Source organism: Marinobacter sp. F4218 (assembly GCF_019443085.1).
Lineage (GTDB): Bacteria > Pseudomonadota > Gammaproteobacteria > Pseudomonadales > Oleiphilaceae > Marinobacter > Marinobacter albus.
In genome coordinates this window covers 690036-707070 of sequence record NZ_JAHZIL010000002.1, presented here as the reverse complement: position 1 = coordinate 707070, position 17035 = coordinate 690036, and the positions used below count along the sequence as shown (strand labels likewise).

10 protein-coding genes are annotated in these 17035 nt (G+C 53.5%); 2 read left to right on the top strand and 8 right to left on the bottom strand.

Annotated elements, in window-relative coordinates:
- The 3 genes from K0B93_RS03595 to K0B93_RS03585 form a co-directional block, all read right to left on the bottom strand.
- Positions 1-1203 (bottom strand): polysaccharide pyruvyl transferase family protein, encoded by a 1203-nt coding sequence (locus tag K0B93_RS03595; protein ID WP_219865866.1) that lies wholly within the window; start codon positions 1201-1203, stop codon positions 1-3.
- Positions 1204-1289: 86 nt separating this feature from the next.
- A complete protein-coding gene (locus K0B93_RS03590; protein ID WP_219865865.1) occupies positions 1290-2432 on the bottom strand; it encodes a glycosyltransferase in 1143 nt (380 codons plus the stop codon).
- Entirely contained in the window at positions 2429-3454 is a 1026-nt protein-coding gene (locus tag K0B93_RS03585) for a polysaccharide deacetylase family protein (RefSeq protein ID WP_228743206.1), read from the bottom strand. Before K0B93_RS03585 ends, K0B93_RS03590 begins: the two co-directional genes overlap by 4 nt.
- 63 nt (positions 3455-3517) lie before the next feature.
- Between K0B93_RS03585 and K0B93_RS03580 the strand changes: the two genes are divergently transcribed.
- Positions 3518-4717, top strand: a complete 1200-nt coding sequence (locus K0B93_RS03580) for a glycosyltransferase family 2 protein (RefSeq protein ID WP_228743204.1) — start codon at positions 3518-3520, stop codon at positions 4715-4717.
- A 19-nt stretch (positions 4718-4736) separates the two neighbouring features.
- Positions 4737-5882, top strand: a complete 1146-nt coding sequence (locus tag K0B93_RS03575) for a DegT/DnrJ/EryC1/StrS family aminotransferase (protein WP_219865863.1) — start codon at positions 4737-4739, stop codon at positions 5880-5882.
- Positions 5883-5943: 61 nt separating this feature from the next.
- Here the strand turns inward: K0B93_RS03575 and K0B93_RS03570 are convergent, their stop codons facing one another.
- The 5 genes from K0B93_RS03570 to K0B93_RS03550 all read right to left on the bottom strand — a co-directional run bounded on the left by K0B93_RS03570 (position 5944) and on the right by K0B93_RS03550 (position 17032).
- The gene (locus K0B93_RS03570; protein ID WP_219865862.1) at positions 5944-7479 is read right to left on the bottom strand and encodes a hypothetical protein; all 1536 of its coding nucleotides are present in this window, start codon (positions 7477-7479) and stop codon (positions 5944-5946) included.
- 207 nt (positions 7480-7686) lie between these two features.
- Complete coding sequence (locus K0B93_RS03565) at positions 7687-8832, bottom strand: acyltransferase family protein (protein WP_228743202.1); 1146 nt, start codon at positions 8830-8832, stop codon at positions 7687-7689.
- A 19-nt stretch (positions 8833-8851) separates the two neighbouring features.
- Entirely contained in the window at positions 8852-9745 is an 894-nt protein-coding gene (locus K0B93_RS03560; RefSeq protein ID WP_219865860.1) for an alpha/beta fold hydrolase, read from the bottom strand.
- Positions 9711-10580 (bottom strand): serine aminopeptidase domain-containing protein, encoded by an 870-nt coding sequence (locus tag K0B93_RS03555; protein ID WP_219865859.1) that lies wholly within the window; start codon positions 10578-10580, stop codon positions 9711-9713. Before K0B93_RS03555 ends, K0B93_RS03560 begins: the two co-directional genes overlap by 35 nt.
- Positions 10580-17032 (bottom strand): non-ribosomal peptide synthetase, encoded by a 6453-nt coding sequence (locus tag K0B93_RS03550; RefSeq protein ID WP_219865858.1) that lies wholly within the window; start codon positions 17030-17032, stop codon positions 10580-10582. Before K0B93_RS03550 ends, K0B93_RS03555 begins: the two co-directional genes overlap by 1 nt.
- Positions 17033-17035: the final 3 nt, after the last annotated feature.

Below are 17035 nucleotides of genomic sequence, written 5' to 3'. Positions count from 1 at the left end.
TCACGAGCCCTTTGCCTCCGTTGGCTTCCCAATGGAATCGGCGAGCGGTTCCTCCAATACATCTGCGAGTAATCGGTAGGGGCGCTCGCTGACTTTTTTTTCTTCCTGCTGAATCTTGTGAGCGGCGGCTTCGAAACTCTCCCGGGATTCAAGAGCCTCGGACACCAAGGCGTCCAGATTGTCATCGACGTGATTTATGGATGTAACCAATGGCTTTAGCCCCAGGGCCTCAAAAGACCCCGTAAGTTTTGCCTGGGTATACTCATCAACATAAATTCCGACCGCTGGGACGCCTATCGACAGGGCAAATACGAGCTGATGGTACCGCATGGATATAACAAACTGACTGTCTGCGGTGAGAGCCTTTAGTTCGGATGCCAGAGGTATGGGATCCACGAGGTGGAAGCTCTCCTTCTTCCACAAATGCTTTATTTGATTCGCCAGCGCGATGTCACCCTTGGTACCCATGGGCGCATGGTGAGGAATAAAGACACTATTTAGGTTATGCGACCGAACGGCTTGTTCAATGGCTGCAGCCACTCGGAGAACGTCGGAGTCATCCATGTCCCCAAATTTCCGCATGGAGATACAAGCGAAGTCACCGCTATCGGCGCTGATTGACCGGCTGTACTCGCTGTGACGTTTCTCCAGATAGCAGGCATCATCCAGAGCAAAGTGAACCGGTGAGCTGACTTGCGTGTGGGAAAAGTTGATGTCCCGAACACCGATCCATTTTGCTTTGCGCAGAGCCCGATCGACGGCTTCTCTGTGTGGCTGTTCAAAGGGTCCGATCGTTTGGCTGACGAGGATGACGTCTTTCTTGAAAAAATTGGCGACTTTCAGAAGCCGCAGCCGAGCCTCAAGAACCCCAGGCCAGACACTCGTCATATTCCCGCCACCGCACACCAGGACTTTGTCGCAACGCGCCACCTGGTATACGTTCATGGCAAAGGCTTTGAAATAGGACAGTGGTTTGGTCCAGAGCATGCTTCTGAATTGGTTGTCCGTTATGTGGTAGAACGCAAAGGCGCGAATTCCGTAGGTTTCCGGAACCTGGGCGGGACTGGCGCAGCCCAGTATCAGGTTCTCCTTTCCTACCAACTTGCCGAGGCGTTCTATAGCCACCTGCGCCATTGCTTCGTCCCCGACATGGTAATCGGGTCCGAGTCCAGTGATGTCCGATAACATGAGAATTTTTGGCATTTCCCTATACTCTGTAATTCACAAACAAGTTAACGATCCTTGTCGCTCTCGGAGCTTCCGGGTAGTGTAAATCCCTGGATCGGTATTTAAGTCGCTTCAAACTCGCTCAGGCCTGTATATCTATTGTAGAGCCCCAAGTACTTTTCTGTATTCGATTGCTTTCCAAAAATGCCGGTGGCGTGTGCCAATCCTCTCTGGCATTTCCGCGCGCGCTCCTCGCAGGCGTTGAGGGCCATTGACGTAACTGACGCATAGGCTTCCGGTGTTTGCTCGTCCACGAGCCAACCACATGCTCCCTGATCGAGCACTTCGGGTATTCCGCCTACTCGATGCCCGATAACCGGAATCTCAAGCGAGAGGGCTTCCAACAGGGTCAGCGGCAGACCTTCGTGGTCCGATGTCATCAGAAGGGCATCAAGCGTTCTTAGTTCCGTAAATGCGGGGTTCACAAAGCCTCTAAATTCAATTTTTGTAGTGACCCCCAAGCTTTCAGCCAACTCCCGCAGTTCACTATCCAGCGGCCCGGTTCCGATGATGATCCCTCTGCAGTTTTCGCCCGTCTGATTAAGGAGGGCAATTGTTTTGATGAACAGATCCACTCTCTTTACCGGAGTAAGACGGCCAATGATCCCTAACCGTTTTGTTTCCCCAGCTTGCCTGACCAATTTCGGCCACTGAGCCCGGATAGCTTCGACATCTACAAAGTTGAATATCTTGTGTACCTTGCCGGGAAATACCGGCGAGAGACGTTCCTCTAACTGTGTCGACACGGCTACAACAGCCTGCTGCCTAAACCGGCCAAGGAAATGATCAAGCTTGTGAATCAACCATTTGTGGGGGGCGCTCAATTTAAACGCGGATTCCGGATTGCCGTGGACAGTTCGGACTGAGTAAGGGACATGAGCGAGATCTTTGCCGACTATCCCCAGGATGTTTTCCTTGAACCCGTGGGTGTGCAGCAATTGTGTTTGATATTTCCGGCAGTGATCCCGTATTACCTGGATCATCTGGAGGGCGTTCAGCCGGGATTCGTCAGCCAGGTCCACTGGGATGCCGAGCTCGCGAAGCTTTTGACTGAGTATGCCTTCGTTAAAAACGATAGCCGTCAGGTTTAGTTCGTTGGATGCCTTCAATGCCCGACACAGGCTAAAGACCTGTACTTCGGCGCCAGCCCACAGGTCTCCGGATACGACATGAGTGACAACGCCGGGAATGTTCATAGCTTTCATAAAATTCCCCGACCGATCGTGGCCAATAAGTGTCGGGCACTGCCACTGTTTCCGTCATGTAGATTGAATCGGTGTAGGTCAAACGGATCGCGGTTTCCGAGATTCCACCCTGTCTTGGTGGTACAGGCCGCTCGATAGCGATCTTCTACCAGCTTCCTGCCTTCAGCGGTAATGTCCCCATTGGGGTAACAAAAAATGGGCACTATTCCCGTCCCGAATTCGTTCAAGTCATCCAGACATCCAAGAATCTCTCGCTTCAGCGTGGCGGGATTATCAAGACGATTAAGACGGAAATGATGCTGAGTATGAGCGCCATAGCGAACAAGATCGTCAGAGGCCATTTCCGTTAGTTCCTGACGATTCAGTATCGACCTGCCGTCTCCGCTGGCGTCTGAGGACGGGGATCTTTGGCTGGCCTCACTGAGGTGGGCCATGATCGTGGCGTCATCAAGGCTCTTCAGTCGGTTTATAGCCTGGTCAGCCTGATACAGTGTCAGCGGCGATTGATTAGACTGGGCATTCGGCAAGTACGGGGTGAGCCATTGGTATTCAGGCCCTGCCTCATTGATGGGCTTTGAAGTAAGCAGTTTAAGGACCTTCTCCGGCCAGAAAACGTCGTTTGTATCGACAAGGCGCGTCACCAAAAAAACTGTTGCCGGCACATTCTCTGATTTGAGGATAGGGTAGGCATACTGGAAGTTGTCTTTCCAGCCATCATCAAACGTCAGGGCTACGGAAAGCTTCGGCAATGCCCGGTCGCTTGCGCGAAGCCGCAGCCACTCGTCGAGATGTATCGGGATGGCCCCGAGAGATTTCATAAGATGGATGTGGCGCCTTAATACCTCTGGCGCCGTCACCATTCCCGGTTGTTCAAACTCACGGTCGGGATGATGTTTAGGCAGGATCCGGTGGTACGTCAGGATGATCAGTATTGGCTCAGATGCCAGCTTCACTCTCAGCCAGCCATAAACAGCGAGAGCGGCAATGACCAAAAATTTCAAAGCAGAGCGTAAATAGGCCAAGACCATGCCTCCTTGAAAGCCACCAGTGGTGTTGGCTTTATCGTCCCTGTATAGTCTGTAACCATGATTCTGCCAGTAGAAGGCGGAGTTGTCATTAATGCCGGTGCACAGGGATTGAGAGCTATGCTGGTTTTATTGTTTTGGTTGGCCGTCTTCGGCGTTTCGTTCAGCTATTTTATTTATCCCCTCCTGTTAGCTCTGGTCCCCAAACGAAAACACACCGGTCACAAGCGGTCCAGCCCGGAAGACGAGTCTCCAGCGGTTTCCCTCATCGTGACTGCCCACAATGAAGAATCACGAATACGTGAAAAAATCGAAAACTGTCTGGAAATCGATTATCCCAACCTCGAGATATTGGTCGCTTCGGACTGCTCTACCGATGCTACCGATCAAATCGTAGGGGATTATGAGAAAAATAACGTTCTGCTTGCCCGCGCGGAGGAGCGAAAGGGTAAGGAGCATGCGCAGTTGCAGGGAATCCTGAAATCCTCCGGCCAGATCTTGGTGTTCTCCGACGTTGCCACCTCTATTCCGAAAGATGCGCTTCACAAACTCGTTCGATATTTTAAGGACCCTGCTGTCGGCGCGGTCTCGAGCGAGGACCGATTTTTCAGTCGGGACGGCAGTATCGTTGGGGAAGGGGCCTACGTGCGCTACGAGATGTGGTTGCGTGGGCTTGAGTCTGACCGGGGCGGTGTTGTGGGCCTGAGTGGTTCTTTCTTCGCAGCCAGAAAAGAAGTCTGTGAGCGCGACTGGGATATTTATTCTCCCAGTGATTTTAACACCGCCTTAAACTGCGTGAGAAAGGGGCTGGTAGCAGTTACCGCGCCGGATGTTCTTGGCTTCTACCAGGATGTCAGTGATCCGTCTCGAGAGTATCAGAGGAAGATACGGACAGTAATCCGGGGGCTTACGGCCCTGAGTCGGCACCTTGAAGTGCTGAACCCAAAACGTTATGGACTTTTTTCGTTCCAGGTTTTTGGGCACAAAGTCATGCGCTGGGCAGTGCCGTGGTTTCAGCTACTATTGCTCGGCACTTCTTTGCTCTTGTCGAGCGAGGGGGTTACCTATTTCGTGGCGCTTCTCGGTCAAATTGCGTTCTATGGTTTGGTCATTTTGGCGCGTTTTGTTCCGACAGTAAGGGGCAAGACCTGGGGAAAGATCCCGTATTTCTTCGTTCAGGTTAACCTTGCCATAGCCCAGGCGACTCTCTCCTTCCTGACTGGTCGAAGGATGACAGTGTGGACTCCCTCGAAACGTTAGATACTCGGAAGGTAGGTCTATGTTGGGCAAGCTAAGACCGGTGGGCAGCCGGATCCCGAATCCAGATGCAGTGTCGACAACCGAAAAGTTTCCCTGGCATCGCGATTACCGTGCCGAATTCACCAGTTCTGGAACTGCGGCGCTCGCAATGGCTATTTCCCTGGCCGTTTCCCGAAAGGCGGCGATTTCGCCTCCTGAAGTCATTATTCCAGCGTATGGCTGCCCTGATTTGGTGGCAGCAATTGTGGCTAATGGGGGAAAGCCCGTTCTGGCTGATCTCATTCCCGACACCGGTGTCATGGACGAATCTCAGGTGAGAGGTGCGGTGACGTCCCAAACGGTTGCCGTGGTGGCGGCGGGACTGCTTGGGTTTCCGGAACGTCTTGAGGTGCTTGCGAAAATCTGCAATGACCTTGAGCTTTTCCTGATTGAGGACTCCGCCCAGTGCTTTCCTCCGGCGAGCACTGAGAACCCCTGGGCAGATGCCGTTGTAGTCAGTTTTGGGAGGGGAAAACCGATTAACTTGATGGGAGGAGGGGCTCTGCTGGTCAGGGTTGAACTCGAAAAAGACGCGAGGGACGTTATCGAACGATTTCCACTGCTAAAAGCCAAAGCCGGAGTGATTTGGCGGCTCAAACGGCGCCTCTTTCACCTGCTTATGGCCCGTTACCCTTTCTTTGTCTTGGAAAAACTTCCTTTTTTAAACATCGGCGACACGAAATATCAGGAATGTTCCGCGATATGTCGAGTTGCAATGTCTGAGTTAATGGTTCTTGCGGGAATTGATGATTTTTTTTCTCGGCCCCTGACTTATCCGCTTTATGATCGAGAGTTAAAGCCCTTGGAGCAATTCGGCTGGAAAAAACTGGAAGGAGAGGGCGCCTCAGTTCAAAACCCGCGGATTCGCTATGGTTTGCTCGCGCCAACGGAAGATGTTCGTGACCAGGCTTGCCGGGCACTCAATAGCTCAGGAATTGGCGCAAGTCGTTTTTATGGGCAGACTTTGGCGAAAATCGAAGGCTTGCAAGACCTCTGTGGCTCCGGATATTTCCCGGTTGCCGAGGATTTTGCTTCCCGATTGTTAACCCTGCCATGCCACGAAGATGTCAAGGCAGATGACGTGGCCCTGGTAGCCCGGATCCTTTTAGGTTTATACGAGAACTAAGTCCAAAGGGCCATGAGGCAGGGACTGGCCGTCTCGCCTATATCACCACCTTCAATTTCAGTTACTGGACAATACTCGTTTCTACACCTGAGTATTCTCCAGCCACACCATCGGTATCAATTGCCCTGATCTTGAACTGCCATTCGCCTGCTTCAAGGTCTTTGACCAGGTAGCTGTTGGTTCCGGTAGGCTCTATTATTTGCGTTTGCGCCGGAGCTCCCTCTGCATTCACTCTTATCGCGTCGGCAACTACGTAACCATCGGCGTCGTTATCGATCCGAACAACGACCCCGACATCGTTTGTGGTGAAGGTGCCCAACAACTGGAACGAACCGCCGTTTTCACGTTGGTCAACGGTTGCGGCATCGGTAGTCTCACTGCCACTGCTGTCTGTGTAGGTGTACTCGTAAGTCGCATTGGACGCGCGCAGACCTGACGACACCCAATGGGCGTAGAGTTCGTAGGTGGTTCCAGGAACCAGGTTTGTGACGCGCCACTCCGCTGCGGTTTCTCCGGAACCCGGCTCCATGATGAAGTAGTCGCTGCCAATAAATCCGCCATAGCTGCTTGAGGTCCGTCCGCCTCCTGAACTCATAAAATTGCCTGATTCGTTGTCAACGACTATCTCCGCTCCAGCCACGGCCAACTGATAGGAGAGTTCATACTGGGCGATATCGCTCTCGCTTAGAGGACTACCATCGGTACGCTGAGTGGGTGGAGTCCATGTCACCAGAACAGAAGTAGTGTCCGGTACGCTAGAGGCGTCATTCGGGTCAGTTCCGGCGGTGTACTCCTCTAAATTGGAGAAGCCATCGTTGTCCGAGTCGGCACCTGAATCGTCGGTCGTTGGGTCGAGGCCGACGGAAACCTCATAACCATCCGGAGAACCATCGCCGTCCGTATCTGAATCGGTGGGATCAGTCAGGGTCAGGAATTCGTCGAGATTGGTCAGATTGTCGCCATCAGGATCGAGATCGGCGTCTGCGGCAGAGTTCGGATCAAGTCCATAGGTGAGTTCCCACTCATCAGGAATACCATCACCATCCGAGTCATCGGTTACTTCGCCGCCAGAGATCCCTACTTCCCTGAAAAGAACGGCATCGGCGATTACGTAACCATCCGCATCGTCGTTTACGGTTACCCGCCCGGTTAAAGTCGACATTCGGTAAGTACCAAGCTTGAACCACTCGCCCCCGTTTTCTCGCTGATCGACGATCACCGTCTCTGTTACCAGGTTGTTTCTGCTGTCCAAGTGGTGGACAGTGTATTTGACATTCGATCCACGTCTTGGTGTTGACGACCACTTTGCGTAAATATCAAAGGTTCTGATTATGTTTAAGTTCCAGGTCGCGACATTGTCTCCCTGACCGGGAGGCACGATCAGATAGTCACTGCCCTGATAGCCTGAAATAGAACTTGATATTCTCCAGTCGCCGTCGGCGTAAAAGCCGATATCCTCCCGGTCAATAATGTGTTCAGAGAGGTCACCTGCCGCAGGGGGACCAAGTTCTTCGACGTCTAAGGGCGTTTGAATGGCACAACCGGCGAACAGTGAGCTCGAAATAGACAGAAGTAAAATCCTATTATTTCTGACCATGAGAGCATCCTCAGACCTAAATAGAAAGTGCGGGGTAATTCACTGAAGCATGGCACAGGGCTGTGATAAATAAATATGTAGGTTAGTTTTTCTACTTTTATAAAATGGGTTTTGATGAAGAAATAGAATTTCCAAATACTGTCATAGCCAGTCCTTGATGCTCGCGAAAAGAATTTTGCCGGAGCATCCGGTTTTCCTGACAATCTTTCAGGTTGGATTGTATGCGATACGCCTTGGCTTGAGCCGATCCCGCATAGGGGCTTCGAGGAGATGGTAGGTTAGGTGTGACAGTCCCAGGACAATCAGCGTTAGCCCTGCCATAACGATGAGCTGCTCAGAGAAAGACAGCACCTCGCTCACGGGCACCCCCGTAAAAAACACAATACTTTCTCGAACCAAGTCCATGATGAACCAGTGTACGAGGTAAATTGAGTAGGAAATTTTGCCTAGATAGACCAGTGCCGGGTGATTCAGTAAGTGCGGTTCAGAGCCTGGTAGTCTGGCCGCACAGAGTACCAGCCACATAAACCCGGCGACGGAAATCACGCCGGGGATGGGGAGTGCAAGCAGGACCAGATTCACGGCCAAGGCCGGCATAAGAAGCCGGCCGGAGGCATAGTCACTGAAAAGCCCCACTTGATAGCATCGGAATAACATCAAACCCAATGCCGCCTCGCTCAGGCAGCGGACCAGCATCGGCCACCCCGCGTATTCAAGGCCAAGGTCGCCAAAATTCCATTCAATGATGGCCAGCGGTAGTAGTGCAAGCCCAGTCAGGAAAGCGGGGCTTCTGTGGGCAACTGGGAGCAGCCAGCGCATCAGGAAAGGAAGCGAAAAATAGATGATCCATTCGGCGCTGATGGACCAGGCAGGCTGATTCCAGTAAGCCTTCCAGTGTAGCGTTTGCACCAGGAACACGTTCGTCAGAAGGGTGTCCGCACTCTGGTCGCTGGTGAAGGGTTCGGTCAGATTTTCCATGCCCTCGGCGCCAAGCATACTCAGGAGCCATTGAAGGCTTTCAAACCCGACGAACAGTAGCAGGACGAACAGGTGTAACGGATAAATCCGTGCAAACCGGGTCTGCATAAACCTTCGATAGGTTGAGCCGTCAACGCCTGCACGGAAATGATTCTGATAGACATAGGCAAGTACGAAACCGCTGAGGATAAAGAACAGGTCAACCCACAGGTAGGATTTGTAGAAGAGTTTTGAGGGGATTATTCGGCCGATGTCGAGGAGCAGGACAAACATGAAGTGATGGCACATCACTAGAATCGCGGCAATCCCCCTCAGAGAGGTTAGGGCAGATAGTTCCGATCTGGTTTGGTGGGGCGCCTGCGTTGCTGTTTCCATGGCCTTTAATGTAACCCATTCAATAAGCTGGCAATTTTTCGTTTACCCAGTCCGTAATTGCCTCGATGACACGCCTTCGATCCTCTGGTTCCGAGAGGATGTGCGTTGCATTGGGGCGATGAATGACGGTGAGATTGTCTTTGAAAGATACGTCGTCGAAACAGTCCTCGAACTGTTTGTGGTATTTGTAGTGTTCGTTGCCAAGAAACACATACAGCATATCCAACCCCCTATCATTCAGAGTCTTGAGTCCTTGTTGTACGTCTTCCTTTGGCGGATAACTGGCAAAATCCGGGACCTCGAAAAACTGCTCTTCGATACCTGAAACTTCCACCCCCTTCTTGACCTTCCGCAAACCGAGTTTCCGTAATAGCCAGGTTAGCCATCGGGTAGGTGAGAGCAACCTCGGTGAATAGTGCATCATATGGCTTTTCCAGGTCGTGTAGCAGTAGCCGTCCAGTTGCACTGTGCCTAGAACCCGTTCGTCAGCGATGGCGGTGCGGTAGGCGGCGAATGCCCCGGAGCAGAGGCCGTAGAGGATGAAGCGGTCAATCTTCTTCCATTTCCCGAGGTAATCCATCACTTCCTGCACTTCCTCAATCGCCGCCTGGTTCGCGGTCAAGGTGCCCCGCCGTGCGTCACTGTCACCAATACCGGAAAAATCGAACCGAAATGTGGCTATGCCCGCGTGTTCGGCCAGCGCCCGCCCCAACGATACCGACAGGCGGCAGGAACCAACCCGGTGGATAACACCTGAGTTCAGTAAAATCACGGCCGTTTTGGAATCCGACACCCGATCGGCGTCTGGTTCACAGAAGATGCCCACCAGGGGCAGATGATCGCCAACTGTGACTACCCGTTCTCGCATGATCTTCCCTTTATGAAGAGGTTGTCCGGCCGAAATACTGCTCAATCGCATCGATCACTGGCTTTGGCCACAGAATTCCTCCGACGTGATCAACATAGTTCCAGTCGTGGGGCGCCGGGGCCAGTTCTGAGTAAAAGCCCGGCTGGCTGGACAGGAAACGTTTCAGTCGAGCGAAGGTCTCGGATTCATGAGACATGATCTGTGCAATAGGAACCCCGACCCGGGGTGCCAAGTCCTCGAGATGCCAGCTCGAGATGGATTCTTGAAAAAGTGGCGGCATACAAAAGCCATTGAAATGCAGGGTTCCATCCGAAGCGATGATTCGGGATCGGCTGCCAAGAGGTTGGGCATCAACAATTGCGGACCGAATGCCCTCAACATAGGCTGAGCCATCAACGACGGGATCCCACATTACCAGACGAGACACCTGATCGTTCTCCAACGTTGCCTTTGCCGCCAGTAAGGCCCCCAGTCGCAGTCCTATCAAGGCAACCCTGGGTACCGCGGCCATGTCCTGTAGTTCCTGGATGGCGTGTCCGATGTCGGTTACCCATTGATCGGCGGATACGCCAGTAATATCACCCGCGGAATCCCCCGTCCCCCGGTAGTCGAACCGAAGCACCGGGTAGCCGAGGCTTGCCAGATTAATCGCCAGTCGTCGTATGGATTTGTGCGACCTCAAATACTCCTGGCCGAATGGATTACACAGGACAATGGCCTCATCGCGGCTGGCACCCTGTCTGGGGTGGAACGCCCCGAACAGATAGCTCTCAGACGGACCGAAGTAAAACGCTTCCAATATGCTCTCCCGATCACACTGCAATTTGGCACGAGGAACGTTCATCGACTTGTTGGGAGCACCAAGAGGAACCGAAGCCATCACGATGCACCGAAAAGTCGCCTGAACATACCTCGTCCGGTTTTCATGGGTTTATCGTTATCTGACTGCGCCCCGGACTCGGCTTTCACCGAAGCCTGTTTCTGGTCGATCAGGTTGGCTAGTTGCTCTAGTGTATTCACCCAAAGGTCCTGCGGCATTAACCTCGCTCCGAAGGCTTTCTCAATATCTACGATAACCTTTAACGCCAGAAGGGAATGCCCTCCTATGTCAAGAAATTGATCGTTCAGAGCCACTTCGTCACGCTTGAGTAATTCCTTCCATATGGCCATCACGCGTGCTTCGGTTGCGCTCGGTTCCCGATGGGATGCGATACGACTTGGAGACTGGTTGCCATTGGCTTCGGCCAGTAGTTTCCGGTTGACCTTACCTGAAGGCAGCAACGGAAGGCCTTCATGGGCCGAAAATTGCTGGGGAATCATGTAGTCCGGCAAGAACTTCCGGAGGTATTTACGCAACTCACTTCCGGTAGGCTGTTCTTCGCCGCAATAGCTAACATGCGCGACGAGGCGCTGGTCATCCGAGCTGAAACTCTGGACGACAACGGCCGCATCGGCGACGTTTGGATGGGCGCGGAGGTTGATCTCGATTTCCCCAAGCTCGATTCGATATCCACGCACCTTTACCTGATTATCGAGACGATCTGCGAACTCGATCTGGCCGTCCAGTGTCCAGCGTGCCCTGTCTCCGGTGCGGTAAAGTCGCTCGCCATCCTGAGATTGGGGAAATCGCTCTGCTGTTTGCTCAGGCTGGCCACGATACCCGTTAGCGAGGCCGGCACCGCCAATCCATAGCTCGCCATAGACTCCGATAGGGAGTGGGGTGCCCTGGTCATCAAGAACGTGCAACTGAGTGTTTGCCAGTGGCCTTCCAATCAGGATTCTTGGCCAGGTTCCCGCTTCACTCTCTGGAATTCGGTAACAGCTGGTCCAGACGGTTGCCTCGGTTGGGCCGTACATATTCCATAGCTCAACGCCCTGATCGACCAGGCTTCCTGCCAGGTCCGGGGGAAGCTTCTCTCCCCCGATCAAGCCCTTGATAGAGGTTTGAGGCTTGAACCCCGCGTTGATCAACAAACGCCAGGTTGCGGGAGTTGCCTGTAAGGTCGTGATGCTGTGCTGTGCGATCAGCGAGAGGAGTTGGTGAGGGTCCGCACTTTGGTTTGCCGAAGCCACAAACACGGTCGCGCCGACACTGAGTGGCAGGAAAAGCTCAAGCAAAGAAATATCGAAGGCCAGAGTGGTGATGGCAAGCAACCGATCATCCGCGTTGAGGCCGGGTTCCACAGCCACGGCCTTGATAAAGTTATGCAACGCGCCGTGACTGATTTCCACACCCTTTGGTATGCCGGTGGACCCGGAGGTGAAAATTACATAGGCCAACTGCTCTGGTTTAAGCAATGTGGAAACGGTGTCCGATCTCTGATCGGCAATATCAGACGCCACCTGATCCAACAGGATAGTTGTTCCCTCATGTGCCGACTGGGCAGCAGCGTAACCTGAGTAAGTCACCAGTACCTGAGCCTGGGCGACTCCGAGTATGGCTCTGATCCGCTCTTCCGGGTAAACCGGGTCCAGGGGGACATAGGCGGCACCGAGTTTCCAGAGTGCAATGACGGTTGCGGGCAAATCGACATTCCGGTCGAGCAGCAGTGCGACAATATCGCCCTCTCCAACGCCGTTGTTGGAGAAGAACCGCGCAAGTTGGTTGGCACGCTGTTCGAGCGTGCGGTAACTGTAACTCGAACGTTCGTCCTGGCAGGCTGGTTTATCGCGGTTAACAGCAACCTGCCGTTCAAAGTCGGTGAGAAATCCCTGTTCAAACTTCCATGAGGTGTCGGTCTTATTCCAGACTGAAATTTGCTCCAGATCCTGCGCCGTGGCACCAACCATTTGCCGAAGATCCAGATCATCCTGCTGTTCGGTCAGTGCCAGAACGCTTTCTCTAAAATTCGTCACTAAAGCCTCGATAGTTTCGCGTTTAAAGAGTTCGATCGGGTACTCGAAACCGGCCTGCATCCCGCTGACCTGTCTCTTGAACCAGACATCAAGGTCTGTCTCGACTCCCACCCGGTCGAGGTTGATCTGGGATCGATGTATGCCGGTCATCTGGTCTTGGCGGTTACGTACATCCTGATAATTGAATAATGTCTGGGCAATCGGATTGCGCGACGGATCCCTGGGTGGATTGATCGTGCGCACCAGAAGATCGAAAGGTACGTCCTGATTGTCTATGGCATTGAGAATGGTTTCCTTTACATGCTGCACAATGTCATCAAAAGACTGGGTCCCGGCCAGCCGGAATCGGCAGACCAGCACGTTGATCATTGGCCCGATAACGTCACGCAGTTCGTCCTGGTTTCTGGCATAGACCGGGACATTTATGATCAGATCAGACTGTCGACTGAATCGATGGAGCATCAGGACATAAAGGGACAGGAGGACCATGAAAAGGGTGGTTTGATGCCGGGTTGCAAGTGACTCGAGTGCATCCACGGCCGTCTCGTCGATGTCGAATTTGACCCCCTCCGATCGGTGAGCCTGGGTGAGCGGTCGATCAAAATCAGTTGGCAGATCCAGCACCGGCAGTTCTCCGGCCAGCTGCTCTTTCCAATAGGATAATTGGTCATTAACGGCATCGCTGTGCAACCAGTCCCGCTGCCAAAGGGCGAAATCCTGGAACTGAACGGGCAGGGCGGGAAGGGGATTGCCCAGTCCTTTGCTGTACGCGTTGTAAAGCGCGCACACCTCTTTCAGGAGCAGATCAAACGACCAGCCATCGAACACCAGATGGTGAATCATCAAAAAAAGTATGTGGTCGTGATCGTCGATACGGATCAGCCAGACCTTGAACAAGGCACCTGACGCTACGTCAAAACTCTCGGCAACTTTCAATCGCAGGGCCCGCTCCAGAGTTTCAAGGTCCACGGCGCCATAGTCCGACAGGGTTTGTGGTTCGAGGCGCACTGACCGGGACTCGTCGATGAGTATCTGTACCTCGCCATCGGGATTGATAAAGTTGGCCCTCAGTATCTCATGCCGCTGCAGGATCGTATTGAAGGCCCGCTCAAGCGCCGCGGTATCCAGATCACCCTGAAAACGGAACACAGCTGGAAGATTAAAAGCATAGGAGTCCGGGACGATCTTTTCGTAGAGGTACCAGACCTGTTGTTGGGGGATTGCATAAACGGTGGCTTCTGGCAGGCGCTTTTGAATCTGTTGCACCTGCCGGCCACTCTGCAGTTCCTGATCTATTAGTTTAGCCATCGTTCGGACCGTCGGTGCTTCGAACAACTTACCCAGGCCCAGGGTAATGCCGTAACGGCTTTTGATCTGAGCCAGCATTTGTGTCCCCAGAAGGGAGTGCCCACCCAAGTCAAAGAAATTGGCGTCCACGCTCAGAGTGGGAACACCAAGTACTCTGGACCAGATGTCACAAAGATCCGATTCCGTCAGGGTTGCTGGCGGAACGTAATCGGACTCTGCCGCCATGGAGATATCCGGTAAGGGAAGCGCGTTGCGATCCACTTTGCCGCTGGAGGTAAGGGGCAAAGCGGTCAGCTGTATGAAATGTTGCGGCATCATGTAGTCAGGCAAACTTTGCCCGATATGCGCTTTCAGCTCTGCGAGCGAATCCGCGACCTTTGATTTTGCCACAATGTAAGCGACCAGGCGCTGATCATTCTTGCGATCTTCCCGAGCGAGAACTGCGCATTGGGTAATATCGGGGAACCGGAGAATGACGGATTCAATTTCGCCGAGTTCGATCCGCAGTCCTCGAAGCTTCACCTGGAAATCATTTCGCCCGATGTATTCAAGTACCCCATCCGAGCGCATTTTCACCAGATCCCCGGTCCGATAGGCTTTGAACGGCTCATCGGAGAACGGGTCCTCAATAAAGCGCTCGGCCGTGAGGTCGGGTCGGTTCATGTACCCCCTAGCAACCTGAACGCCGGCAATCAGAAGCTCCCCAACCAGGCCCGGAGCAAGCAGCTGCATCTGGTTATTCACCACATACAGCCGGGTGTTGGGCGGTGCTTTCCCCATGGGCACGGTATGGGCAAAAATTTCTTTGCCGCATTGCCACAGACTGGCGTGCACGGCGGCCTCCGTCGGTCCGTAGAGGTTCCAGCACTCGGCATCTGGAAACGCTTCGGTTAACCGGGATTCCAGTTCCGTACTGACGGCTTCGCCCGCCAGGATGAACCGGCGAATGGAGGGGCAGTCGGACTGCTTGCAGATGTCAAGGAACAGGTACGCCAGGGAAGGTACAAAATGAATGTGAGAGATCTGGTGTTGGTTAATCAGGGCTGCGAGATACTCTGGATCCTTGTGACCTCCGGGGCGGGCAATGATCAGCCGGCTTCCCACCATCAGAGGCAGGAAAAGTTCGCACAGCGATACATCAAACGTGTATGGGGTTTTCAGCATCACAGAGTCCGTTTCATCAAGTGGAAACGTCTCCTGAAGCCATAGCATGTGATTGCAGATAGAGCGGTGTTCCAGCATCACACCTTTGGGTGTTCCAGTCGATCCGGAGGTATAGATCACGTAGGCGAGCTGAGAGCAGGAAAAGGGCACGTCGGGGCGCCGTTCTGGATACTCCGTCAGGTCAATGTCATCGGCATCCAGGGCGATGGCTTGAGCGTCAGCGGGAATCCGGTCTGCGAGAGCTGATTGTGTCAGTACAAAGCGGGCGCCAACCTCTTCCAGGATAAACGCCAATCGGTCGTGGGGATGATCTGGATCCAGTGGCAGGTAAGCGCCACCCGCCTTCAGAATGCCATTAATTGCGATCAGCATATCGAGGGAGCGGTCCATCAGAATGGGGACGACCGTTTCCGTCATGACCCCCCGGTCTATCAGCCAGTGTGCGAGCCGATTAGCCTGTCGATCCAGTTCTCCGTAGGTCAGTTCGACGTTCTCGAACACCAGTGCCGTCCGATCCGGGAACCGTTCTGCCGCAGATTCGACCAGTCCGTGCAGGCTTGTGTGCTCAAGATCGTACGGGCGATAAGCCGTTGCCCACTGGCTGCGATAGAGCAACAGGTCCTCGTTCCTGATCAGGTTATGCCGATTAAGAGGGGCGTCCGAATCGTCGAGAACACCCCGCATGAGAAGCAGTAACTCCTCCATACGGCGATCCATGGTCTCGGTATCCCAGAGCTGCAGATTGTGAGTGCACTCCATTACTGCGGCGGAATCCGACAACGTAATATTGAGGTTCAGGTCGAAATTTTCGAACGCGCGAGGATTGGATTGAAACGAGGCCGTCAGGCCAGAGAACTGGAAATCCGATTCGTTGGCCTGATCCACATTGAAAATGACGGAGACCAAGGGCGGTTTCGAGGGATCACGGGCAACCCCCAAGGTCTTCAGAAGCGTGCCGTAGGTCAGGTACTGGTGCTCGAACGCTTCGAGCATATTCTGTTGGGTCTTCTGGAGCAGTGTCTTGAATGAATCGTCCCCCGAAACAGTGATGTAGAGCGGGATAATATTGACGCAATGGCCGACCAGGTTGTGCTCTTCTTTTGCCATCTGCCCGGCAAACGGGATACCGAGGACGATATCCTCGCACCCTGAAATACGATTCAGGTACGCGACGAACGTTGCAATCAAAGCCGTGGTAATGGTGCTGCTATTTCTCGCTGCCAGCGTTTTCATGCCACCCAGAAGTTCCATGGGCAGGTCTTTGTCCAACCGGAATGCATCAAAGCTTCGGGAGAATGAGCGGGGTCGGTCATAGGGAAGATCAAGCGCCGGGATTCCCTGGGCAAAACGTTTCGTCCAATACTCGATGCTTTGTTCCCGCAAGGGCCGGGTATCCTCGCTGCGCTCCCAATCGGCGTAGTTGCTGAATCTTGGCGCGGGGTCCAGCAAGGATGTTTCCGATGGCTCAACAAAGTCGGAGTACAACTTGCCAAGCTCGCTGGCGAGGATATAGAGCGACCAGCCGTCACAGATCGAATGATGCAGGGTCAGCAGGACGCGGGTCTCCAAAGCGGAGCACTGAATGACGTCCATTCGGGCAAGGGGGCCGTTAAACAAATCAAACGCATCGACAACGGCGCTGCGAGCCAGTGCCGCGATCTGTTCATTTCGCAAATTGGGCGGCTTTGATGAAAAGTCGTGTGTGTAGATCGGGGCAGGGCGATTCTTGTAGATCACCATTTCTTCCCCGTCATCGCTGAAACACCCACGCATGGCCTCGTGACGGTCCCAAAGTGCCTTCAGCGCGTTGGTCAATGCGGTTTCGTTGACCTGTCCCTGTAGGTTGACGAAAACCGATTCATTGAAGGCCGCACTTGCGCCTTCACCGAACTGTGCCGCCAGCCAGACTTCTCGCTGGGATTCGGTGGAGATGATGACCCCTTCCAGTTCACCGAACTGGAAGGGGTCATGTCGGTCAACGTAATTCAGAACGGCAGTATTCATAAG